Consider the following 21068-nt stretch of genomic DNA (forward strand, 5'->3'; position numbering starts at 1 on the left):
CCACGCCACCAGCTGCCACAGCCCGCACCACCCGCCCGCACCGCGCCCTCCCCTCGTCACGGCCCGACGTGATCGTCGTCGGGCCGCCGACGAGAGTGGACGGTCCGCGAACGTCAGCCGTGCGGCGCGGTCACACCGGGCTCGTGCGGCGCACGCACTCCTTCACCACCTCCCGCAGACTGCCCGTCCGCTCCAGCAGGTCCCGCTGCACGCGGGCGCCGTTCCCGTGCTTCAGGAGGTCCTCCGCGGTTCCGCGGGCCAGGTCGAGGTCGCCCGTGTCCTCCAGGGCGTCGTGGACGTGGTCGAGGAGGGCGTGGACCACCTCGTCGCTGGGGGCGGGACGCATCGTGACCGGGTGGAGCAGGGTGTCGTCCAGGCCGGAGCGGGCCGCCCGCCACGCGGCGAGGCGCAGGGAGGCGACGCCGTGGGGGAGCGGTGGGCGGCCGGCGCGCCAGTCACGGGCGGCCGTCTCGACCAGGGCCCGCGCCAGCGTGGCGATCAGGACGGTCGACGAGGCCTCCAGGCAGACGTCCGACACGCGGATCTCGACCGTGGGGTAGCGGTGGGAGAGCCGGGCGTCGAAGTAGACCATGCCCCGGTCGCGCAGGACGCCGGTCGCGGTCATCTCCGCGACCTGCTCCTCGTACCGTGCCGCGGAGCCGAAGATCTCGGTGGGGCCCGCCATCGGCCAGCGGCCCCACACCCTGCTGCGGTAGCTGCTGTACAAGCTGTCGTTGCCCTGCCAGAAAGGCGAGTTGGCGCTCAGCGCGACCAGGACCGGCAGCCAGGACCTGATGCGGTCGATGACCGCCACGCCCTCCTCGTCCGAGCCGACCGACACATGGACGTGACAGCCGCACGTCAGCTGCTCCTGTGTCGTCAGGCCGAACTGCGCCTCCATCCACTGGAAGCGGTCGCCCGTGGTCACCGCCGGGCTCACGGGCAGCGGCGACGTCGCGAGCGCGGCCACCGCCCCGCCCACGTCTCCGGCGTGCCGTGCCGCGTCCGCGCGCCAGCGGGCCACTTCCTCCGCGAGGTCGGCCATGTTCGACCGTGGCTGCGTGGCGAATTCGAGCTGCTGCCCGTGCAGTTCCCTCTCGAAGGTCTCCTCCTCGGGCTCGCGGTAGTCGTCGGCCTGCTTCTCGGCGCCGGAGCTCTCCTCCGTGTCCCTGGCCGCCCGGGCCAGGACGGCCGAGGACAGGGCGCGAGGCTCGCCGCTCTCACGGTCGACCAGGAGGAGTTCCTCCTCCACTCCTACAGTGCGCAAAGGAGACCGCCTCTCTTCCATGTCACATCGCAATGTCTCGCTGTCCCCTGTACCCCCGGACCGGGTCCACAGCCGTACGGTGGAGCTACGGGCCGCCGGAGGTTTCAGCGAGGGCTCTTCGGCAAACCGATCACTTATGGTGCAAATCGGCTACACAATGATGACCGAGCAGGCCGGTCCGCGCGCACTCGTCGACGACCTCGTCGCCGCGGAGCGGGCAGGCTTCGACTTCTCCGTCACCTCCGACCACTATTTCCCGTGGCTGGAGGAGCAGGGGCACTCCCCGTACGCGTGGAGCGTGCTCGGCGCGGCCGCGCAGGCGACGTCGCGCATCCCCCTCATGACGTACGTGACCTGCCCGACGGTCCGCTACCACCCCGCTGTCGTGGCGCAGAAGGCCGCGACGATGCAGCTGCTCTCCGAGGGCCGCTTCCGGCTGGGGCTCGGCTCGGGCGAGAACCTCAACGAGCACATCGTCGGCGCGGGCTGGCCCTCCGCCCGCGTCCGCATCGAGATGCTCGAAGAGGCCGTCGAGATCATCCGCGCGCTCTTCACCGGCGACAACGTGAACCATGAAGGCACCCACTTCGACGTGGCCAACGCCAAGCTGTGGGACGTGCCCGACGAGCTGCCGCCCATCGGCATCGCCGTCTCCGGCGAACGGTCCTGCTCGCTCGCCGGACGCCACGCCGACCTCGTCATCGCGACCGAGCCCAAGGCCGAGCTGATCGAGTCCTTCGACAAGCACGGAGGTCGCGGCAAGCCCCGCGTGGGGCAGCTGCCCGTCTGCTACGACACCGACAAGGACGCGGCGATCGCCCGCGCCCACGACCAGTTCCGCTGGTCGGTCGGTGGCTGGCCCGTCAACTCCGAGCTGCCGGGACCCTCGGGGTTCTCCGGCGCCACGCAGTTCGTCACCAAGGAGGACATGGCGAAGCAGGTCCCCTGCGGCGACAACGTCGACGACTTCGTCGAGGCCGTACGCCCCTTCGCCGAAGCGGGCTTCACGGAGATCGCCCTCGTCCAGGTGGGCGGCGACCAGCAGCGCCCCTTCATCGACTGGGCGGAGAAGAAGCTCCTGCCCGCCCTGCGGGAGCTGTGACGCGCCGGGCGGCCGGCGAGCACCCCGAGTCCCCGCACCCCCCGTCCGCGGACCTCGTGCAGGTGGTCCTCGGCGAGTGCTCCCCGGCCGACGCCGACACCGTGTTCAACGTACTGCGCGAACACTTCCCCACCGACCGCGGCGCCGACGCGCCGGGCCGGACAGGGGAGGCCACCCCGGAGGTCTGGACCGGCGGTTTCCTCGCCGACCACAGCCCGGGCTCCGTGCCGGGCGTGCTCCTCGCGGGCACGGTCGCCGCGGACTTGCAGGGCGGACCGGTCGCGGTGTCCCGGCTGCGCGCGGCGCTCGCCTCGGCCTTCGTCGTGACGGACGCGGGCACGGTGTCCGGGGACCAGGAGGTCGAGGTGCGGCTGCGCCTGACCGGCCCCGACGAGGGGGCGCCGCCCGGGGACGCCTGAGCGGTTGCCCCGATCAGGTGTACGTCCGCGTGTCGGATCGGGACCTTCCGTACGGCGCGACGGGGTGCGGCATGGTCGGAGGGCCCGTATCCCGACGGGACCGCGAAGGAGTACCGCACTGGTGCGCGCAACAAGGCCGGTCGTCGCCGTGACACTGCTGGGCTGCGCCCTCGCCGGCTGCGGAGGCGTCGACGCACGCGAGGACGCCGCGGCCCGCGCCGCCGCCCGCTTCGAGGCCGGCCTCCGCGCCCCGGACGCCGCACGCGGGTGCGCGGCGCTCGCCCCCGGCACTCTCGAGGAACTGGAACACTCCGCCGAACAGCCCTGCGCGAAGGCCCTGCCGGACGCGCGGGTCCCGCTGTCGACAAGGGTGCGGCACGTCGACGTGTACGGGCGCCAGGCCCGCGTCGTGACCGACCGCGACACCCTCTTCCTCTCGTCCTTCCCGGACGGCTGGAGGATCACGGCCGCAGGCTGCACCCCACGCCCCGAGAAGCCGTACCAGTGCCAGATCAAGGGGAGTTGACCGGTGCGGACGATGTTCACGGTGTATCTGGTGATGGTCGCCGCGGGGCTGGCCTACTGCACGGTGCTCGGACTGATCCAGCGGTGAGGGGACTGATCCAGCGGTGACGGGGTTCCTGCGTTTCGTACGGGACAACAGCCTCACCCTCGCCTTCGGCGTGGGCTTCCTGCTGTCCCTCGCCGGGCAGGCGGTCGCAGGGCACGCCGACTTCAACAACCAGCTCGTCGCGGAGGACCTCGCCCCGATGAGCTTCGGCGGCTATCTGCTGTCGTCCGACTTCGCCGTGGACGTGATGGAGAACTGGCAGTCCGAGTACCTGCAGTTCTTCCTGTACATCTTCGGCACCGTGTGGCTCCTCCAGCGCGGGTCCCCCGAGTCCAAGGAGCTCCACAAGGCGGGCACGGAGTCCGACGAGGACCAGAAGGTCGGCGCGCACGCGAAGCCCGACTCGCCGCGCTGGGCAGCGGTCGGGGGCGTGCGTCAGGCCTGGTATTCCCGGTCCCTCGGCACCCTCATGTGCACCCTGTTCCTGCTCTCCTGGCTGGCCCAGTCCGTCACCGGCACCGCCGCGTACAACGAACAGCACCTGCGCGAACTCCAGGCGCCCGTCAGCTGGTTCCAGTACCTCGGCGCCGCCGACTTCTGGAGCCGCACCCTGCAGAACTGGCAGTCCGAGCTCCTCGCCGTGGGCTGCATGGCCGCCTTCTCCGTCTATCTGCGCCAGCGCGGCTCCCCGGAGTCGAAGCCGGTCGGCTCGCCGCACACCGCGACCGGCGTCGAGGGCGGCTGACGTACCACCACGGGCTTCTTCTCAGTCTGTTGCGGCGCCGGGCGCGTCGGAGAGCGGGACGAGCAGGGCGCTGCGCCCCTGCCGCCACGCCTCGAGCAGTCGTGCGCCGAGGCGGTCCTCCAGGAACCCCGTCGCACGGACGCCGAAGGCGACGTCCGCCTCCAGGCCGGGCTCGGCGGCGAGGAGACCGCCGACGACGTCCCGCCGGACCAGCTGCTCGTGCACGGCGTCCGCCTCCACGTGCTCGTCGTAGAAGCGCCGCGCCGCAGGACCCGCGCCGGTCCTGCGCAGCGCCGCGGCCAGCCGCCGCGAACCGGGCGACGACGTCACCTCGACCCAGGCGAAGTGCCCGACCAGCGCCCCGCGGTGGGCGCGGTGCAGGCCGAACAGGGACATCAGGTTCACGGTGGCGAGGACGTCGGCGGGAGCGGCGTCCACGTAGTGGCCGTAGGACGTGTCGAGGCCGAGGTCGGACAGGAGGTCGGCGAAGAGCCGGGCGTGGATGTCCTCGGCACGGCCCGCGCCGAACTCGTCGTACTCGATGGCCACCATCGCCGCCTTCGCCCGGCCGTGCAGCCGCGGGATGACCCAGGCGTGCGGGTCGGCCTCCTTGAGGTGGTACAGGGAGCGCAGCACCGCGTACTCCCTGAGCTGCCACGTCTCGCCGTCGCGCTGAAGGTGGTGGCTGACGCTCGCGTCGTCGTGCCCGACGGGCTCCACGAGCAGCGCGGCCAGCGCCCCTTCGGCGTCGTCGCTCGGCGGCACGTCGGCGTGCAGGGCGTCCAGGAAGCGGCGTTCCAGGACGTGGCGCAGGGTCAGCAGGGCCGGGTCCCACTCCCTGTCGTCGGCGACCTCGGCGAACCCCTGGTAGTGCAGTTCGTAGAGGACGTAGAGGGCGAGCTGGAGGTCGTCCCCGTAGGCGTCGGCGTGCTGCGCGTCCTTCGGCCCGGGCACGGGGGTGCCGTCCCTGAGTGCGGCGATGACCGCGCGGGACAGGTCGCCGCGGGGGGAGGGCAGCGCGGGGCTGTGGCGGCGCGATTCGCGAGCGGCGGGGTCTGCCTCCGTGGTGCGCGTCTGCGCGGGGGCCGTCATGAAGATGCCTCCGGGTTCTCGGTGTCGGACGTGTCCGACGTGGCGGGCTTGTCCTCGTGCTGTTTCACCCGCCGTCGGTGGCTCGTGTCGCACCACGGGTACGTACGGCTGCGGCGGCAGGTGCAGATCGCCACGGTGAAGCGTGCGGAGACGGAGACGGTTCCGTCGTCGCCGACCACCTCCACAGGGCCCTCCACCAGGAGCGGCCCGTCGCGGTCGACCGTGACGCGGCGCGGGCGTTCAGGGGAGTTCGGCACGGATCACCACCAACTCCTCGCAGGTCTCGCCGTCCTGCAGCAGGTTGCGGTGGCGCAGCCACGACTCGCGCGAGCGCATCACAGGACCGAACGGGACCGACTCCCGGTCGGCGACCACCGGCTTCATGCCCCGGTCCGCGAGCCGTTCGAGCGTGGCGTCCACGCCGCTCAGCGCGGAGTGCACCATCAGCAGGACACCGCCGGGGCGCAGCGCGCCGGGAGCCGCGTCGCAGACACGGTCCACGACCGCACGGCCCGCGGGCCCGGCGTCCCACGCGCGCGCCGCGCCGCGCCGCGGGAGCAGCGCGGAGGGTACGTAGGGCGGGTTGCTGATCACGTAGTCGTACGGGCCCGCCGGCACCCCGCGGGTCATGTCGCCGCGGCGGACGGTGACCGACTGCCGGGAGAGTCGTGCGTTGACGCGGGCGGTCAGGACCGCGCGCCGGGAGATGTCGAGTGCGGTCACGTCGGCTCCCTGCCGCGCCGCCGCGACGGCGAGCGCGCCGGAGCCGGTGCCCAGGTCCAGTACGGACGTGCCCGCGCCGATGCGCTCGCGGCGCAGGTTGCGGATCAGCAGTTCGGTGTCGTACTGCGGCGCGTACACGCCGGGCAGAGTGATGAGCCGGGGTCGGCGGGTCGGCCGGGCCGCGCGTCCCGTGCGTGCCGAGGTGGGCATGGGTGTCCGCGTGTGCGTGGTCATGTGGCATCTCCCGTCGGCGGAAACTCCACTAGAGGCTCCTCCTCCCACAGTCCGCCCGTTCACCATCGGCCACCACCTGAAAGATGACTCAAAGTGAGCCAGAGCATGACTTATGGTGACTTGACATGAACGTTACGGATTTGCTGCCTGCTTCGGTTCTGACACTGAGTGCCCCGGGCGCCGTGATCCACACCTGATCCGCACGGACCCGGTTCAGTCCACGGACGTGTGCTTGTGCCGCGCCCACGCGGGCAGCACGAACCAGCACAGCAGGTACCAGGCGACGACACCGGCCACCAGCCACGGCACCACCGTGTTGTCGGTCGCGACCCGCAGCACGAGCAGCAGCGCCGCCGTCAGGGTGCCGAGCAGGAGGATCAGTCCGGCGAGTGTCAGCCGTGACGCCCACACCACGGCGTGCGGCTTGATCCTGCGCCCCGCGACGATGCGGTGGAACGACACAGGACCGATGAGGGCGCCCGTCGCCGTCGAGCCGAGGATCACCGTCACCACGTAGATCATCCGGTCGGCGTCGCCGAGCTGCGCGAACCGGGGCGTGAAGACGACCGTCAGGAGGAAGCCGAACAGGATCTGCACGCCGGTCTGCGCGACCCGCACTTCCTGGATCAGCTCGGCCCACCGGCGGTCGGCGCGCTCGCTCTCGGTCTCGCGGCGGTCGTTGTCCGTGGCCTTGCTGTTCGACGTGTCCACATCAGTGAGTCTGCCGACGAACCGCGGGGACTACAAACGGAAGTGCATCTTGTGATGAGAGTGGTGATTCGAGTGTGCGCGGGCGGGCAGACGGGACGCAGAACGCACGTTGCAACCGACCCGATGGAGGCTCTCCATGCTGCTGGCGCACCCCGTCGTCCTGGAAGACCTGCTGGAGCGCTACAAGACCCTGGCGCTGCTCCGTGCCGACCAGGGCAGTGCGGAGAGCCGCCAGGCGTACGAGGACGTCGCCTACAGCCTGTGCCTGGCCACCGGCACGAGCGACATCGACGCCGCGGTCGTGGCGGCCGGGCACCGGCTGCCGGGTGCAAGGACCATGGACGACTCGCTCCTGTCGGCGGACGACTCGCTCTTGTCGGCATGAGTATCCCGGGCCCTCGCGGGGGCCCGGGACCGTCATTCCGCAACGGCGTGTACGCCTCTACGCGCCGTGCCAGACCGTCGTCGCGTTGCAGAACTCGCGGATGCCGTGGCCGCTCAGCTCGCGGCCGTATCCGGAACGCTTGACGCCGCCGAAGGGCAGCCCGGGGTGAGAGGCGGTCATGCCGTTGAAGAACACACCGCCCGCCTCCAGGTCCCGTACGCACCGCTCGATGTCGGCGTCGTCCTGGGTCCACACGTTGGAACTCAGCCCGAACGGCGTGTCGTTGGCCAGCTTCACGGCCTCGTCCAGATCCGCGACGCGGTACAGCGTGGCCACCGGACCGAACGCCTCCTCGCGGTGGATCCGCATCTGCGGGGTGACGTCGGCGAGGACGGTGGGGGAGTAGTACCAGCCCCGTTCCTGCTCCTTGGGCCGCTGCCCGCCGCACAACGCCGTGGCGCCCCTGCCCAGCGCGTCCTCGACGAGTTCCTCCAGGTCGTCGCGGCCCTGCTCGGTCGCGAGCGGACCCACATCGGTGTCCTCGTCCATCGGGTCGCCGACGGCCAGCTCCCGCATCCCGGCGACGAACCGTTCCCGGAAGGCGTCGTAGACGTCGGTGTGCACGATGAAGCGTTTCGCGGCGATGCAGGACTGGCCGTTGTTCTGCACCCGGGCGGTGACCGCCGTCGCCGCCGCCCGCTCGACGTCGGCGCTCGGCAGCACCAGGTACGGATCGCTGCCGCCCAGTTCCAGAACGGTCTTCTTGATCTCGTCGCCCGCGACCGACGCCACCGAGCGCCCCGCGGGCTCGCTGCCGGTGAGGGTCGCCGCGGCCACCCGCCGGTCGCGCAGGATGTCCTCGACGGCGCCCGAGCCGATGAGCAGCGTCTGGAAACAGCCCTCCGGATAACCGGCGCGCTTGAACAGGTCCTGGAGGTAGAGCGCGGTCCTCGGCACGTTCGAGGCGTGCTTGAGCAGGGCGACGTTGCCCGCCATGAGCGCCGGAGCGGCGAAGCGTACGACCTGCCAGAGCGGGAAGTTCCACGGCATCACGGCCAGGACGACGCCGAGCGGGCGGTAGCGCACGATGGCCCGGGAGGCGCCCGAGTCGCTCACGTCCCGCTGCGCGGGGTGCTCGTCCGCGAGCAGGTCCTCGGCGTGCTCCGCGTACCAGCGCATGGCCTTGACGCACTTCGCGGCCTCGGCCTTCGCGGCCTTCACCGGCTTGCCCATCTCGGTCGTCATGGTGCGGGCGATGTCCGCCGTGTCCTCCTCCAGGAGGTCGGCGGCGCGGTTGAGCAGGCGTGCGCGCTCGGCGAAGTCGCTGACGCGGTGTCGGGCGTAGGCCGATTCGGCTTTCGCCAGACGGCGTTCGATCTCGTCGCCGGACAGAGCCTCGAAGGTTTCGAGGGTCTCGCCGGTGGCCGGGTCGACCGTGGCGATGGGCATGCGGCTCCTCCTCGGGAATGCGGGGGGGGGAATGCGGGGGGACTGGTGGTGGGACTTGTGGTGGGGCTTATGGGTGGGCCTACGGCGAGAGCCGGGTCCACGCGATGCGTCCCCGGGATCCCCACCGTAGGCCGACATCAGTGCGGGGGCATGCGGGAGTCGGCCGGACGGTCAGTCCGTGAGGCCGGACGGTCAGTCCGTGGAGAGGGCCTCCAGGAGCTGGCCCGCCTTGGGGTCGCTCAGTGCGCGGGCGGCGTCGGCGAGCGCGACCATGCCCACCAGCGCGCGGCCGTCGATCACGGGCAGCCGCCGCACCTTGTGCGCGGTCAGCGTCGCGAAGACCTCGTCGACACTGTCGTCCGCGCCGATGGTCACGGCCTCGCCCTGCGCGAGCTCGCCCACGAGCACCTTCGAGGGGTCCTTGCGCTGCCCGAGGACCTTGACGACGATGTCGCGGTCGGTGAGGACGCCCTTGAGCCGGTTGTCGGTCCCGCAGATGGGCAGCGCGCCGACGTCGAGTTCGGTCAGTTTGGCGGCCGCTTGCAGGACGGTCTCCTCGGCTCCGGCGCACTCCGCGCCGGGGGTCATGATGTCGCGTGCGGTGGTCATGTGGGCCTCCTTGCCGTGGGGCGGAGGGCCCGGCCGCGCGGCCGTTCGCGGGGCCGGGCCGCTGTCGCCGACCGGGTGCCCAGTGTGCGCGGGGGAAACACGCGGGATTCCGCCGGGCGGACGGCCTACAGGCCGAGGTCGGTGAGGCCCGGGTGGTCGTCGGGGCGGCGGCCGAGCGGCCAGTGGTACAGGCGGTCGCTGTCCCGGATCGGTACGTCGTTGATGCAGGCGTGGCGGGTGTGCATCAGGCCGTTCGCGTCGAACTCCCAGTTCTCGTTGCCGTACGAGCGATACCAGTGGCCCGAGTCGTCGTGCCACTCGTAGGCGAAGCGCACGGCGATGCGGTGGCCGTCGTGCGCCCACAGTTCCTTGATGAGCCGGTAGTCGAGCTCGCGGTCCCATTTGCGGGACAGGAAGCCGACGATGGCCTCGCGTCCGGTGACGAACTCCGCGCGGTTGCGCCAGCGCGAGTCCTCGCTGTAGGCGAGGGCCACCTTGCGGGGATCGCGGCTGTTCCAGCCGTCCTCGGCGAGGCGGACCTTCTGGACGGCGGCCTCCCGGGTGAAGGGCGGTACGGGCGGTCGGACGGCGTCGGCGGTCATGGCTCGCTCCTTGCGGCGACGAGGAGAACGGGCGTTCTCCGTACAGGAGCGTCACGATAGGAGAACGAGCGTTCTCGCGCAACGACGCGACGCTGCCGGGCTCGACGGAAGCGGAGCGGGCTCGTAGTACCGTGGGAGAACGCACGTTCTCGACCAGGCGGGAAGCCCCCATGGAACACACGGAAGCGGAGACCCGCCTGCTCGACGCCGCCGAGGGGCTGTTCTACGAGCGCGGCATCCAGGCGGTCGGCATGGACCAGGTCCGCACCGCGTCGGGCGTCTCGCTCAAGCGGCTCTACCACCTGTTCCCGAGCAAGTCGGAGCTGGTCCGGGCCTGCCTGGAGCGCCGGGACGGGCGCTGGCGGGGACGGCTGGCGGCATACGTCGACGAGGTGCACGGGACGGACGGCGGCGAGGAGCGCGTCCTCGCGGTCTACGACTGGCTGTACACGTGGTTCGACGAGCCCGGCTTCCGGGGCTGCGCCTTCGTCAACTCCTTCGGCGAACTCGGCGCCGTGGACCCCGGCGTCGTCGCGGTCGTCCGCGCGCACAAGGCCGCGTTCCGGGAGTACGTGGCCGGACTGGCGGCGGACGCGGGAGTGTCGGAGCCGGTCGTCGGCCCCCTCGTCCTGCTCGCGGAGGGGGCCATGACGGCCGCCGCGATCTCCGGCTCACCCGAACCGGCGCGCCAGGCCCGGCACGGGGCGGCGCGGTTGCTGGCCGCGTCCAGGGAGTGAGGTGCCGGGCGGGCGCGGAGGGTTGCGCCCGCCCGGCGTGGGGCGCGCGGCACCGGAGGGGGCGCCGCGCCGGGAGGGGGTCAGCAGCTCAGGTTGGCGCCCGGCGTGGTGCCGAGGATCTGGGTGAAGGACTTGTAGCGGTCGATGCGGCTCTGGACCTGGTTGGGGTTGCCGCCGTTGCACTCCAGGGTGCCGTTGATGGCGCGGATGGTCTCACCGAACCCGGCGCCGTTGACCATGGCGTTGTGCGGGGTCATGGTGCCGGGGCCGCTCTGCGTGTTCCAGTACCAGAGGCCCGTCTGCCAGGCGATGGCCGGGTTCTGCTCGACCAGGTAGGGGTTGTTGAGCAGGTCGATGCCGAGCGCGTCGCCCGCGGCCTTGTAGTTGAAGTTCCAGCTGAGCTGGATCGGGCCGCGGCCGTAGTAGGCGGCCTGCCCCGCCGGACAGCCGTAGGGCTGGGTCTTGTCGCAGTAGTGCGGGTAGTTGTTCTGGTTCTGCTCCACGATGTACTTCAGGCCGCCCGTCTCGTGGCTGACGTTGGCGAGGAACGCCGCCGCCTCCTGACGCTTCACGGTGTCGCTGCCGGTTTTCGCGAAGGCCGGGTAGGACTTCAGGGCGTCGGTCAGGCCCTTGTATGTGTAGAACGAATTCCGGCTCGGGAACATCTGGTTGAACTGGGACTCGCTGACGACGAAGCCCGACGGGTCGGGGTTGCCCGGGTCCGTGCCGCCGCCGCAGGTGCCCTGGTCGGCCCAGACGTCGGAACGGCCCGGGGTCTCGTTCTGGGTCCACCACTTGGCGGTCCAGTTGTGCCCGTTGTACGAGGCGGCCTTGCCGCCGGTGTAGACGGACGAGGAGCTCCAGGGCGCGGCGCACTCGGCGGCGGACGCCGAGGTCGCGGCCGGGCCCAGGACGATCATCGCGCCGAGCGCGGCGAGCGCGGCGGCGAAGCTGGTGAGGCGTCTGATCATGCCAACTCTCCTTGTAGCGGCGGGGTTTGCGGGGGCCGCGCCGCCGATGGGGTGTCGTGACTCAAGCGAAAATGGTCTGGACCTGTCAAGGTCTAGACCAAACTCGGCAGGTAAAACCTTCACGCGCGCCGTCGGGTAAACCCTCACGCGCGCCGTTTGACAGGCAGAAACATGGGATGTTCCGATGTCTGTGAACGTGAAACATGGGATGTTCCCATGTCCGCACTCATTCACCAGAAGGGGCCGACCGATGCCGCTGCGCAGCGCCGCCCGGACCAACCTCGTCGACCTCGTCATCGCCCAGATGGAGAGCCTCATCGCCGACGGAGAGTGGAAGGTCGGCGAGAAGATCCCGGCCGAGCCGCTCCTCGTCGAGCAGCTCGCCGTGGGCCGCAACACCGTGCGGGAAGCCGTGCGCGCCCTCGTCCACACCGGCATGCTGGAGCCTCGCCAGGGCGACGGCACCTACGTGCGGGCGGACAGCGACTTCGGCGCGGCCGTGCAGCGCAGGCTGCGCCGCGCCGGCGTCCTGGAGGCGTACGAGGTCCGCGCCTCCCTGGAGCGCGACGCCGCCCGGTACGCAGCGGAGCGCCGCACCGACGAGGACCTCGTCACGCTGCGCGCCGCGCTCGTGGAGCGAGGCCTGGCCTGGGAAAGCGGGAACACCGCCGCGTTCATCGACGCGGACATGGCCTTCCACCGCACGGTCGCCGACGCGGCGCACAACAGCGTCCTCGCCGAGCTGTACGGGCACCTCAGCGACGCCCTGCGCTCCACGGTCCAGTCCGTCATCGGCGCCCCCGTCCCGGACTCGGTGCGCCACCAGCGCGAAGGTCACCAGGCGATCGTCGACGCCATCGAGGCACGGGACGCCGAGGCCGCGGAGGCCGCGGTGCTCGCCCACCTCAACGAAGGCATGGCCGCCCTGCGCGAACACCCCCACAAGAACGAATCAGGAGCAGCACATCATGAGTGAGGCAGCACCGGCGCCCGCCGAGGCCGCACCGGACACCGCCACGGAGGCCGCACCTCAACGCACCACCGAGGCGCCGCCGGGCCCTGCCCCCGCCCCCACCACGCCGCCCACCGCGGCCGGACGCCACGCGCTCTACCTCGCCCTCGGCGTCGTCCTGCTCGCCCTCAACCTGCGCCCCGCCCTCGTCGCCGTCTCCCCGCTCGCCGACACCATCCGCGACGACAGCGGCATGTCGGCCGCCGCGACCAGCCTGCTCACCGCGCTGCCCCTGCTCTGCTTCGGCCTGCTCGCGCCCGTCGCGCCCCGCCTCGGCCGCCGCTTCGGCATGGAGCGCTCGCTGTTCGGCACCATGGTCCTGATCTGCGCGGGCACGGCATTGCGCCTGCTCGACTCGGTCGTCGCGCTGTTCGCGGGCACCGTCGTCATCGGCGCCGGCATAGCCGTCGCCAACGTCCTGCTGCCGGGCCTCATCAAGCGCGACTTCCCCGCGAAGGCGGGCCTGATGACGGGCCTTTACTCGATGTCGCTGTTCGGCGGCGCCGCGCTCGCGGCCGGAGTCACGCTGCCCGTACAGCAGGCCAGCGGCATGAACTGGCGTACCACGCTGGCCTGTTGGGGTGCCCTGGCGGTCGTCGCGCTGCTCGTGTGGCTGCCGCAGCTCCGCTCGCGCACCCAGGTCGGCGCCGCGGCGGCACGCCAGGCCGCCCATCCCGTGCGCGGTCTGTGGCGCTCCCCGCTCGCCTGGCAGGTCACCGCGTACATGGGCCTGCAGTCCCTCAACTACTACGCGGCCGCCGCCTGGCTGCCGACCGTGTTCCAGGACGCCGGAATGGCGCCGGGCGACGCGGGCTGGATGCTCTCCTTCTCCTCGCTGCTCGGCATCGTGGGCTCCTTCCTCGCGCCGGTGATCGTCGGCGGCAGGCTGCGCTCGGGCCCGCTCGCCGCGCTGGGCGCCGTCCTCTGTGCCCTCGGTTACGCCGGTCTGCTCGCCGCTCCGGTCGGCGGCGCCTACCTCTGGATGACGCTGCTCGGCCTCGGCCAGGGCGCGGCCATCAGCCTGGCGCTGTTGTTCATCGTGCAGCGGGCGCCCGACGCACGGCACGCGGCGCAGCTCTCCAGCATGTCCCAGTGCTTCGGCTACATCCTCGCCGCCACCGGGCCCACCCTCCTCGGCGCCGTCCACGACGTCTCGCACAGCTGGACCGTGCCGCTCGTCCTGCTCCTCGTCCTGCTGGTCCCGCAGGTCGTGGCCGGACTAGGCGCCGCGCGCGACCGTCATGTGGCGGGCATCGGCTGACGTCCGCTCGGGCAGGATGCACCCGGTGCGGTTCTCCACGGCCCACCGCGTCGGATCGAGAAGGGTGCAGCGATGACGGATTCGGCCCCCGGGCAGCTCGTGATCTCACGGGCGACGCCCGACGACTGGCGCGTGGTGACGGGGTGGGCGGCGGACGAGGGCTGGAACCCCGGCCTCGCCGACGCCCCCTCTTTCCACGCGCAGGACCCCGAAGGGTTCTTCCTGGGGCGTCTGGACGGCGAACCCGTCTCCGCGATCTCCGTCGTCAACTACGCGGACGACTATGCCTTCCTCGGCCACTACCTGGTCCGCCCCGACCAGCGGGGCCGCGGCCTGGGCCTCGCCACCTGGCGGGCGGGGCTCGCACACGCCGGGGGCAGAACCGTGGGCCTGGACGGCGTCCCCGACCAGCAGGACAACTACCGCCGCTCCGGCTTCGAGCGGCGGCACGGAACCCTGCGCTACATCGGCCCGCTGCCCGTGGCCGACGTGCCCGACCGGCACGTACGCTCCGTCGAGGCCGCGGGTCTGCGGGCCCTCATGGCGTACGACAGCGCCTGCCTGCCCGCCGACCGGCTCCGCTTCCTCGAGTCCTGGCTCGCCACCCCGGGCCACCGCGCCCTCGCCCGCATCGTCGACGGCCGCCTGACCGGGTACGGAGTGCTCCGCCAGGGCCGCGACGCCCGCCGCGTAGGGCCGCTGTTCGCGGACACCCGCGCCAATGCCGAAGCACTCCTCGACGCGCTGGCCGCCGAGGCGGACGGCGCCCCCGTCGCCATGGACGTACCCGAGTCCAACCCGGAGGCCGTGGCGCTCGCGGAGGCCCGCGACATGAAGCCGACCTTCGCCACGGCCCGCATGTATACGGGTCCTATCAGGGAGTACGCGGAGGAACGGGTCTTCGGCGTCACGTCGCTGGAACTGGGCTAGCCGCTACTCGGGGGGGACGGGCGGCGGGTCCGAGGGTGCGTGCGAACACCGCTTCGGGGCTCCAGGAGGTTGACCTCAAGTTTAGTTGAGGTTCTAACCTTCACGTATGAGCATGGAAACGACCGCGTGGACGCAGATGTACAGCGTCATGAACGCCCAGCAGGACCGCCGCCCGTTCGCCCGGGCCACCTTGCGCCGCATCGGCACCTTCGCGCGGCCCCACCGACGACGCATCTGGCAGTTCGTGCTGCTGAGCGTTCTCACCGCACTGCTCGCCGTGGCAACACCCGTACTTGCGGGCAACGTTGTGACCGCCATCGTATCGGGCTCCGAATCCTCGACGGTGGTGCGCTACGCCTTGCTCATCGCCGGAATCGCGCTTGCCGAGGCCGGTCTCGGACTGCTGAGCCGGTGGCTTTCGGCGAACCTCGGCGAGGGGCTCATCCTCGATCTGCGCACCGCCGTCTTCAACCACGTACAGCGCATGCCCGTCGCCTTCTTCACCCGCACCCGCACGGGCGCGCTGGTCAGCCGCCTCAACAACGACGTCGTCGGCGCGCAGCGGGCGTTCAGCAACACCCTGTCCGGCGTCGTCGGGAACGTGGTGACGCTGCTCCTGACCCTCGTCGTCATGCTGACGCTCTCCTGGCAGATCACCCTGCTCGCCCTGGTGCTGCTGCCCATCTTCGTCCTGCCCGCGCGCCGCATGGGCACCCGGATGGCCAGGCTCCAGCGCGAAGCGGCGCACCACAACGCCGCCATGGGCACCCGCATGACGGAGCGTTTCTCGGCGCCCGGCGCCACCCTCATCAAGCTCTTCGGGCGGCCCGGTGACGAGTCGGCGGAGTTCGCCGCCCGGGCCCACCGGGTGCGGGACATCGGCGTACGCACCGCCATGGCGCAGTCCGCGTTCATCACCGCCCTCACCCTGGTGTCGGCGCTCGCGCTGGCGCTCGTCTACGGCCTCGGCGGGTACTTCGCGCTGGAAGGGTCGCTCAAGCCGGGCGCCGTCGTCTCGCTCGCCCTGCTGCTCACCCGGCTCTACGCGCCCCTGACCTCGCTGGCCGGCGCGCGGGTCGAGGTGATGAGCGCGCTCGTCAGCTTCGAGCGGGTCTTCGAGGTGCTCGACCTGAAGCCCCTCATCGAGGAGAAGAAGGACGCGGTGCCGGTGCCCGAGGGCCCGGTCGCCATCGAGTTCGACGACGTCCGGTTCGGCTACCCCGCCGCCGACAAGGTCTCCCTCGCCTCCCTCGAAGAGGTCGCCTCGCTCGACACCCGCGGCGGCGACGAAGTCCTGCACGGCCTCTCCTTCCGCGCCGAACCCGGCCAGACCGTCGCACTCGTCGGCTCCTCCGGCGCGGGCAAATCGACCATCGCCCAGCTCCTGCCGCGCCTGTACGACACCGACGAGGGCACCGTGCGGATCGGCGGCGTCGACGTCCGGGACCTGTCCGCCGAGTCCATGCGGGCCACGCTGGGCATGGTCACGCAGGACGGCCACCTCTTCCACGAGTCCGTCCGCGACAACCTGCTCCTCGCCAGGCCCGGCGCGAGCGAGGACGAGCTGTGGGACGTACTGCGCAGGTCCCGCCTCGAAGACCTCGTACGCTCCCTGCCCGACGGCCTGGACACGGTCGTCGGTGAGCGCGGATACCGCCTCTCCGGCGGCGAACGCCAGCGGATGACCATCGCGCGGCTCCTCCTCGCCGGGCAGCGGGTCGTCATCCTCGACGAGGCGACGGCGCACCTCGACAACACCTCGGAGGCCGCGGTCCAGGAAGCCCTCGCGGAGGCCCTCGAAGGCCGTACCGCCGTGGTGATCGCCCACCGCCTGTCCACGGTGCGGTCCGCCGACCAGATCCTCGTCGTCGAGGCCGGACAGATCATCGAACGCGGCACGCACGACGAGCTCCTGGCCCTGGACGGACGGTACGCGGAGCTGTACCGGACGCAGTTCGCCAAGGGCACGGGGACGGTGGACCCGTCGGACGTGGTGGAGGCTGCCTGAGGGACGAGAAGTGCCGGGGGCCCGCAAACGATCACCCGTGTCCATTCGTCCACCAGGAGTTCATCGGTTCCCCACCATCAGCCCGCCTCCCCGTGAGAGAAACCCTCCATGTGCGATGACGAGCTGATACCGCCGAGCGCGGACCTGACCGAGGACCAGTGGCTGCGGGCCGAACCCGCCCTGGCCGAAGGGCCGGTGGGGGAGCGGGTCCGGGAGATGCGGGCACCCCGGCGCCGGACCGTGCTCGGCGGCGTCGTGGCGGGGGCGGCGGCGCTGACCGTCCTCCAGGGCGGCGCTCAGCCCGCCGCGGCCGCCGCCCGCACCGGCAAGTTCCCCCTGCCGGGCGGACCGAACCGCTCCGGCGAGTACGCGGTACTCCTCACCGGCGACGCCGGTACCGGCGAGGAGGCGCAGCACGCGGTGGCCGCCGCGGCCCGCGAGGTGTGCCGCGCCGAGGGCGTCGGCCTCGCGGTCGGCCTCGGCGACAACATCTACGAGAACGGCCCCGAGTCCGCCGACGACTCGGAGTTCCGCAGCAAGTTCGAGGACCCCAACTCCGGCCTGGACATGCCGTGGCTGATGGTCCTCGGCAACCACGACTGCTCAGGCCTGATCCCCGGCAGCGGCGGCGACCCGTCCCGCGGTGACCGCGAGGTCGCCTACGCCCAGGGCTCCCGCCGCTGGTACATGCCGAGCCGCTACTACAACGTCGCCCTGCCCGCGCAGGCCCCCGACGGCAGCGACCCGGTGGTGGAGTTCTTCGCCATCGACAGCAACCCCGTCTCGTCGTACGTCGCACAAATGGACCCGCACTACTGGTGGAACGGCCCCTACATGCGCGAGCAGCGCGCCTGGCTGGACGGCGCGCTCAAGGCGTCGCGGGCCCGCTGGAAGATCGTGCTCGGCCACCACCCTTACCTCAACAACGGCAAGCACGGCAGCGCCGGATCGTACGACGGGTTCGTGATCGGCAACTACACCAGCGGCATCCACCTCAAGGAGCTGTACGAGGAGGTGGTGTGCGGACGCGCCGACCTGATCCTCTCCGGGCACGACCACACGCTGCAGATCCTGGAGCCCACCGCACGCACCGGCGGCACCCGCCAGATCGTGTGCGGCGCCGCGGGCAAGGCGGGCGACGGCAAGGCCCACTTCGGCCACCCCTCGGCCTGGCAGAACTTCTCCGACCACGGCTTCATGGTCCTGAAGGTCTCCGAGCGCGCGATGACCGTAGAGGCGTACACGGTGGACGTCGCCACCCGCACGGCACGCCTCGCCCACCGCATGCGCACCACCACCCCGGCCGGGTAAAAGCCGCGAAAAGGGCGATTCGAGCTACTTTTCGAGCTGGGCGGGTACACCTCCTGTATGGAACCAATGGAACTGGCCATCAGCCATACCGCGGCCCTGCTGATGTGGGTCGCCGGCATCGTCGTGGTCGGCGTGCTCCTGGCCGCCTTCTTCTGGGGCCGGCGCGCCCAGTCGCGCGAGACCTGGACGCCGAGCCCCGAGGAGCAGCCGAAACGGCCGTACGACGGACCGGCGCGGGAGGAGCGGGAGTACCGCGAGCCGGACGAGATGCCGCACGACGGCCACCGCCTCCTGCCGCACGAGCTCCACAACGGATACGGCAGGTCCAGCACACACCCCAGCGACTCGCAGGACCCGGACGACCACAGGAAGGGCAGCGGCGGCAGCTTCGGCAGCGGCGGCCTCGGCAGCTGAGTCCGGACCGTGGCCGGTGAGCTGACGCTCTTCTGGGGGCACTCCTGAGACATGGGTGAGAAACGGCGACTGAGAACGAGCCACATCGACGACCCCGGGATCACCCGCGTCCGGTCAGGACGCGGGTTCCGCTATACGGATGCCTCGGGGCGCCCCGTCACCGACCCCGCGGAGAAAGAGCGCCTGCGCGGGCTCGTCGTCCCGCCCGCCTGGCGGGACGTCTGGATCTGCCCCTGGCCCAACGGACACCTCCAGGCCGTCGGCACCGACGCCGCGGGCAGACGCCAGTACCTGTACCACCCACGGTTCCGTGAGCAGCAGGAGGCGTCGAAGCACGAGCACGTCCTCGAGGTCGCCGCCGCACTCCCCGCCGTACGCGCCCAAGTGGCGGAGGACCTCGCGGGCCGCGGCCTCAGCCGTGAACGCGTGCAGGCCTGCGCCGCCCGCCTGCTGGACCTCGGCTTCTTCCGCATCGGCAACGAGTCCTACCGGCGGGACAACGGCACCTACGGCCTGACGACCCTGCTGAAGGAGCACGTCTCCTGCCGCCGCGGCGAGGTCAGCGTCACGTTCCCGGCGAAGTACTCCAAGACGCTGACGCGCGCGCTCGTCGACCCGCCCGCCTGCAAGGTCCTGCGCGCCCTGCTGCGCCGCGACACCGCGGACCCCCGCCTGTTCACGTACTGGCGGGGCGGGGCCTGGCACGAGCTGCAGGCCGCCGAACTCAACGACTACCTCCAGACCCGCGCGGGCACCGACATCACCGCGAAGGACTTCCGCGTCTGGCACGGCACCGTCCTCGCGGCGGTCGCCCTCGCCGTGTCCGCGCAGGTCGCCGACGAGTCCCGGGCGGCCCGCAAACGTGCCGTCGCCCGGGCGGTCCGCGAGGTCAGCGAGTACCTCAACAACACACCCGCCGTCTGTCGGGCCTCGTACATCAACCCGCGCGTCATCGAGCTCTTCGAAGAGGGCCGCACGATCGCCGACGTCCTCGACCGGCTGGGCGACGGCGCCGCGTTCGGCCGTCCGGCGACCCAGGGGGCCGTGGAGGAGGCGGTGTTGCGGCTGCTGAGCTGACCGGACCGCGCGACTGCGACCGTGACCGTGACCGCGCCCCGTGGCAGGTGTGCCACGGGGCGCGGTCACGGTCATGCGGGTTCGGAGGGAGTCGCCCGGTCAGTCATGACCGGCGCGGCTCATGTCCCTCCTGGTTTGTGCGCTGTTCCTTCCGTGCGACGCCTGCGACTTGTCTCCCGCCCGAGCGGCCGCACTGGCGGCCAGGGCGAGGAGGGCGGCCACGGCACCGGTGATGACGTTGCTCACCACGGTCGTCCTGGTGGTGGCGTCACCCGCGATCGCCCAGGGCGCGACGATCGTCCAGATGCCCAGCGCGCACGCGGCCCACGCCATCCCGTGGGAGCGCTCGTAGGCCCGGCCGAAGCCGCCGCTCATCAGGAGCGCGTACGCGATGCCGACGATCAGGTTGACGATCGAGAGCCGCGTGAACTGGTTGAATCCCGCGATCCATGGAGACGCGGCCAGATAGAGACCGGTGAGGAAGGCCAGTGCGTCGATGGCCTGCACCTTGGGTGTGCTTGCCGCGCGCTCGGCACTCTCGTGACGTGCGCGCATGTCGACGATGTCGGGATGCGTGTCCATGGAGGACGGTGCCCCGGACACGGGGGTGTGGGCTCCCGACATCGACGACGGGGCTCCGGACGGCATTCCGGACGAGGACCTGGGGGACGTTGTCACTGCGTCCACCTCCAGCTGGGTGGAAGGGGCCGGCGTGGTGGGCTCTCCGAAGAGAGACGGGCCCGGTCAAGACAGACGGGCCGCAAGGCGGGGCTCTGCCACCGCGGTCGGCGGCGGAACCATGCGTTCTCGCCCCATCAGAATACGCCGCGAACCCCTGTCGCGCCTCAGGACTCGGCCCCCCAGGGCCACGGGCGCCCGACGCGTCACGCGCGGCGGCCGAAGAAATTTCCGACGGCGACGTCCGGTGATGTCGAGAACCCGCGGCTTGCTCCGTCCCAGCCGTGCAAGCGACCACGAGCGACCACAATGGGCCGCACGAGCACCGAGGAGAACACCATGGCCAAGTACCTGCTTCTCAAGCACTACCGCGGAGCCCCCGCGGCAGCCAACGACGTACCCATGGAGCAGTGGACGCCGGAGGAGATCTCGGCCCACATCAAGTACATGCAGGACTTCGCCGCCCGGCTCGAAGGAACCGGCGAGTTCGTCGACGGCCAGGCACTCGCCCCCGAAGGGACCTGGGTCCGGTACGACGGCGAGGGGCGCCCGCCGGTCACCGACGGCCCGTTCGCCGAGACCAAGGACCTCATCGCCGGCTGGATGGTGATCGACGTCGACACGTACGAGCGCGCCGTGGAGCTGGCCGGGGAGCTGTCCGCCGCCCCCGGCGCGGGCGGCAAGCCGATCCACGAGTGGCTGGAGCTGCGCCCGTTCCTCGCCGAGCCGCCCACCATCACGGAGTGACGTGAGGTGACGT

At 71.5% G+C, this 21068-nt stretch carries 24 protein-coding genes; 14 read left to right on the forward strand and 10 right to left on the reverse strand.

From position 1 onward, the window contains the following. Positions 1-130: 130 nt before the first annotated feature. Positions 131-1267, reverse strand: a complete 1137-nt coding sequence (locus tag NOO62_RS35240; protein WP_268774849.1) for a glutamate--cysteine ligase — start codon at positions 1265-1267, stop codon at positions 131-133. A 136-nt stretch (positions 1268-1403) separates the two neighbouring features. Here NOO62_RS35240 and NOO62_RS35245 point away from each other — a divergent pair, with 136 nt between their 5' ends. The 4 genes from NOO62_RS35245 to NOO62_RS35260 all read left to right on the forward strand — a co-directional run bounded on the left by NOO62_RS35245 (position 1404) and on the right by NOO62_RS35260 (position 4104). Next, a complete protein-coding gene (locus NOO62_RS35245; RefSeq protein WP_268774850.1) occupies positions 1404-2369 on the forward strand; it encodes an LLM class F420-dependent oxidoreductase in 966 nt (321 codons plus the stop codon). Continuing rightward, positions 2366-2788, forward strand: coding sequence for a hypothetical protein (locus NOO62_RS35250; protein ID WP_268774851.1), 423 nt, complete (start codon positions 2366-2368; stop codon positions 2786-2788). The genes NOO62_RS35245 and NOO62_RS35250 overlap by 4 nt, the downstream gene beginning before the upstream one ends. Before the next feature lie 121 nt (positions 2789-2909). Then, positions 2910-3314 carry a hypothetical protein gene (locus tag NOO62_RS35255; RefSeq protein ID WP_268774852.1) on the forward strand — a complete coding sequence of 135 codons (405 nt, stop codon included), beginning with the start codon at positions 2910-2912 and terminating at the stop codon, positions 3312-3314. Between the two features lie 103 nt (positions 3315-3417). Then, a complete protein-coding gene (locus NOO62_RS35260; RefSeq protein WP_268774853.1) occupies positions 3418-4104 on the forward strand; it encodes a DUF6766 family protein in 687 nt (228 codons plus the stop codon). A gap of 21 nt (positions 4105-4125) precedes the next feature. On the opposite strand, the gene NOO62_RS35265 is transcribed toward NOO62_RS35260, so the two are convergent. From NOO62_RS35265 to NOO62_RS35280, 4 genes are all read right to left on the reverse strand, one after another. Then, on the reverse strand, positions 4126-5196 hold the full coding sequence (locus NOO62_RS35265) for an iron-containing redox enzyme family protein (protein ID WP_268774854.1): 1071 nt from the start codon (positions 5194-5196) through the stop codon (positions 4126-4128). After that, the gene (locus tag NOO62_RS35270; RefSeq protein ID WP_268774855.1) at positions 5193-5453 is read right to left on the reverse strand and encodes a CDGSH iron-sulfur domain-containing protein; all 261 of its coding nucleotides are present in this window, start codon (positions 5451-5453) and stop codon (positions 5193-5195) included. The genes NOO62_RS35265 and NOO62_RS35270 overlap by 4 nt, the downstream gene beginning before the upstream one ends. Further along, positions 5437-6153: a HemK2/MTQ2 family protein methyltransferase gene (locus NOO62_RS35275; protein WP_414930941.1), complete on the reverse strand. Its 717-nt coding sequence runs from the start codon at positions 6151-6153 to the stop codon at positions 5437-5439. The genes NOO62_RS35270 and NOO62_RS35275 overlap by 17 nt, the downstream gene beginning before the upstream one ends. Before the next feature lie 213 nt (positions 6154-6366). Then, positions 6367-6864, reverse strand: coding sequence for a DUF6328 family protein (locus NOO62_RS35280; RefSeq protein ID WP_268774856.1), 498 nt, complete (start codon positions 6862-6864; stop codon positions 6367-6369). 136 nt (positions 6865-7000) lie between these two features. Here NOO62_RS35280 and NOO62_RS35285 point away from each other — a divergent pair, with 136 nt between their 5' ends. Next, positions 7001-7249, forward strand: a complete 249-nt coding sequence (locus NOO62_RS35285) for a DUF5133 domain-containing protein (RefSeq protein ID WP_268774857.1) — start codon at positions 7001-7003, stop codon at positions 7247-7249. A gap of 57 nt (positions 7250-7306) precedes the next feature. Here the strand turns inward: NOO62_RS35285 and NOO62_RS35290 are convergent, their stop codons facing one another. From NOO62_RS35290 to NOO62_RS35300, 3 genes are all read right to left on the reverse strand, one after another. Then, positions 7307-8698, reverse strand: coding sequence for an NADP-dependent succinic semialdehyde dehydrogenase (locus tag NOO62_RS35290; RefSeq protein WP_268774858.1), 1392 nt, complete (start codon positions 8696-8698; stop codon positions 7307-7309). A gap of 192 nt (positions 8699-8890) precedes the next feature. After that, the gene (locus NOO62_RS35295; protein ID WP_268774859.1) at positions 8891-9307 is read right to left on the reverse strand and encodes a CBS domain-containing protein; all 417 of its coding nucleotides are present in this window, start codon (positions 9305-9307) and stop codon (positions 8891-8893) included. A 125-nt stretch (positions 9308-9432) separates the two neighbouring features. Further along, complete coding sequence (locus NOO62_RS35300) at positions 9433-9909, reverse strand: nuclear transport factor 2 family protein (RefSeq protein ID WP_268774860.1); 477 nt, start codon at positions 9907-9909, stop codon at positions 9433-9435. A gap of 170 nt (positions 9910-10079) precedes the next feature. On the opposite strand from NOO62_RS35300, the gene NOO62_RS35305 reads away from it, so the two are divergent. Next, positions 10080-10646: a TetR/AcrR family transcriptional regulator gene (locus tag NOO62_RS35305; protein ID WP_268774861.1), complete on the forward strand. Its 567-nt coding sequence runs from the start codon at positions 10080-10082 to the stop codon at positions 10644-10646. 80 nt (positions 10647-10726) lie between these two features. Here NOO62_RS35305 and NOO62_RS35310 read toward each other — a convergent pair whose 3' ends face one another. Further along, positions 10727-11617, reverse strand: a complete 891-nt coding sequence (locus NOO62_RS35310; RefSeq protein ID WP_268774862.1) for a glycoside hydrolase family 19 protein — start codon at positions 11615-11617, stop codon at positions 10727-10729. Between the two features lie 250 nt (positions 11618-11867). Between NOO62_RS35310 and NOO62_RS35315 the strand changes: the two genes are divergently transcribed. The 7 genes from NOO62_RS35315 (at position 11868) to NOO62_RS35345 (ending at position 19630) form a co-directional block, all read left to right on the forward strand. Beyond that, positions 11868-12593 (forward strand): FadR/GntR family transcriptional regulator, encoded by a 726-nt coding sequence (locus NOO62_RS35315; RefSeq protein WP_268774863.1) that lies wholly within the window; start codon positions 11868-11870, stop codon positions 12591-12593. After that, positions 12586-13890 (forward strand): CynX/NimT family MFS transporter, encoded by a 1305-nt coding sequence (locus tag NOO62_RS35320; RefSeq protein WP_268774864.1) that lies wholly within the window; start codon positions 12586-12588, stop codon positions 13888-13890. The genes NOO62_RS35315 and NOO62_RS35320 overlap by 8 nt, the downstream gene beginning before the upstream one ends. 72 nt (positions 13891-13962) lie before the next feature. Then, the gene (locus NOO62_RS35325) at positions 13963-14820 is read left to right on the forward strand and encodes a GNAT family N-acetyltransferase (RefSeq protein WP_268774865.1); all 858 of its coding nucleotides are present in this window, start codon (positions 13963-13965) and stop codon (positions 14818-14820) included. Positions 14821-14926: 106 nt separating this feature from the next. After that, positions 14927-16828, forward strand: coding sequence for an ABC transporter ATP-binding protein (locus NOO62_RS35330; RefSeq protein WP_268774866.1), 1902 nt, complete (start codon positions 14927-14929; stop codon positions 16826-16828). Positions 16829-16936: 108 nt separating this feature from the next. Then, positions 16937-18139, forward strand: coding sequence for a metallophosphoesterase (locus NOO62_RS35335; protein WP_268774867.1), 1203 nt, complete (start codon positions 16937-16939; stop codon positions 18137-18139). Between the two features lie 57 nt (positions 18140-18196). Beyond that, positions 18197-18553 (forward strand): DUF6479 family protein, encoded by a 357-nt coding sequence (locus NOO62_RS35340; protein WP_268774868.1) that lies wholly within the window; start codon positions 18197-18199, stop codon positions 18551-18553. Positions 18554-18604: 51 nt separating this feature from the next. After that, entirely contained in the window at positions 18605-19630 is a 1026-nt protein-coding gene (locus NOO62_RS35345) for a DNA topoisomerase IB (protein ID WP_268774869.1), read from the forward strand. A gap of 99 nt (positions 19631-19729) precedes the next feature. On the opposite strand, the gene NOO62_RS35350 is transcribed toward NOO62_RS35345, so the two are convergent. After that, the gene (locus tag NOO62_RS35350; protein WP_268775930.1) at positions 19730-20212 is read right to left on the reverse strand and encodes an SPW repeat protein; all 483 of its coding nucleotides are present in this window, start codon (positions 20210-20212) and stop codon (positions 19730-19732) included. Between the two features lie 435 nt (positions 20213-20647). Between NOO62_RS35350 and NOO62_RS35355 the strand changes: the two genes are divergently transcribed. After that, positions 20648-21055 (forward strand): YciI family protein, encoded by a 408-nt coding sequence (locus NOO62_RS35355; protein WP_268774870.1) that lies wholly within the window; start codon positions 20648-20650, stop codon positions 21053-21055. Positions 21056-21068 lie beyond the last annotated feature (13 nt).

Origin of the sequence: Streptomyces sp. Je 1-369 (assembly GCF_026810505.1) — a bacterium.
Classification (GTDB): domain Bacteria; phylum Actinomycetota; class Actinomycetes; order Streptomycetales; family Streptomycetaceae; genus Streptomyces.

Coding starts and splice junctions, on each gene's coding strand:
- NOO62_RS35245 (WP_268774850.1), top strand. CDS start 1,404: ATGGTGCAAATCGGCTACACAATGATGACCGAGCAGGCCGGTCCGCGC.
- NOO62_RS35265 (WP_268774854.1), bottom strand. CDS start 5,196: ATGACGGCCCCCGCGCAGACGCGCACCACGGAGGCAGACCCCGCCGCT.
- NOO62_RS35275 (WP_414930941.1), bottom strand. CDS start 6,153: ATGACCACGCACACGCGGACACCCATGCCCACCTCGGCACGCACGGGA.
- NOO62_RS35285 (WP_268774857.1), top strand. CDS start 7,001: ATGCTGCTGGCGCACCCCGTCGTCCTGGAAGACCTGCTGGAGCGCTAC.
- NOO62_RS35290 (WP_268774858.1), bottom strand. CDS start 8,698: ATGCCCATCGCCACGGTCGACCCGGCCACCGGCGAGACCCTCGAAACC.
- NOO62_RS35295 (WP_268774859.1), bottom strand. CDS start 9,307: ATGACCACCGCACGCGACATCATGACCCCCGGCGCGGAGTGCGCCGGA.
- NOO62_RS35300 (WP_268774860.1), bottom strand. CDS start 9,909: ATGACCGCCGACGCCGTCCGACCGCCCGTACCGCCCTTCACCCGGGAG.
- NOO62_RS35305 (WP_268774861.1), top strand. CDS start 10,080: ATGGAACACACGGAAGCGGAGACCCGCCTGCTCGACGCCGCCGAGGGG.
- NOO62_RS35310 (WP_268774862.1), bottom strand. CDS start 11,617: ATGATCAGACGCCTCACCAGCTTCGCCGCCGCGCTCGCCGCGCTCGGC.
- NOO62_RS35315 (WP_268774863.1), top strand. CDS start 11,868: ATGCCGCTGCGCAGCGCCGCCCGGACCAACCTCGTCGACCTCGTCATC.
- NOO62_RS35320 (WP_268774864.1), top strand. CDS start 12,586: ATGAGTGAGGCAGCACCGGCGCCCGCCGAGGCCGCACCGGACACCGCC.
- NOO62_RS35325 (WP_268774865.1), top strand. CDS start 13,963: ATGACGGATTCGGCCCCCGGGCAGCTCGTGATCTCACGGGCGACGCCC.
- NOO62_RS35330 (WP_268774866.1), top strand. CDS start 14,927: ATGAGCATGGAAACGACCGCGTGGACGCAGATGTACAGCGTCATGAAC.
- NOO62_RS35335 (WP_268774867.1), top strand. CDS start 16,937: ATGTGCGATGACGAGCTGATACCGCCGAGCGCGGACCTGACCGAGGAC.
- NOO62_RS35340 (WP_268774868.1), top strand. CDS start 18,197: ATGGAACCAATGGAACTGGCCATCAGCCATACCGCGGCCCTGCTGATG.
- NOO62_RS35345 (WP_268774869.1), top strand. CDS start 18,605: ATGGGTGAGAAACGGCGACTGAGAACGAGCCACATCGACGACCCCGGG.
- NOO62_RS35350 (WP_268775930.1), bottom strand. CDS start 20,212: ATGGACACGCATCCCGACATCGTCGACATGCGCGCACGTCACGAGAGT.
- NOO62_RS35355 (WP_268774870.1), top strand. CDS start 20,648: ATGGCCAAGTACCTGCTTCTCAAGCACTACCGCGGAGCCCCCGCGGCA.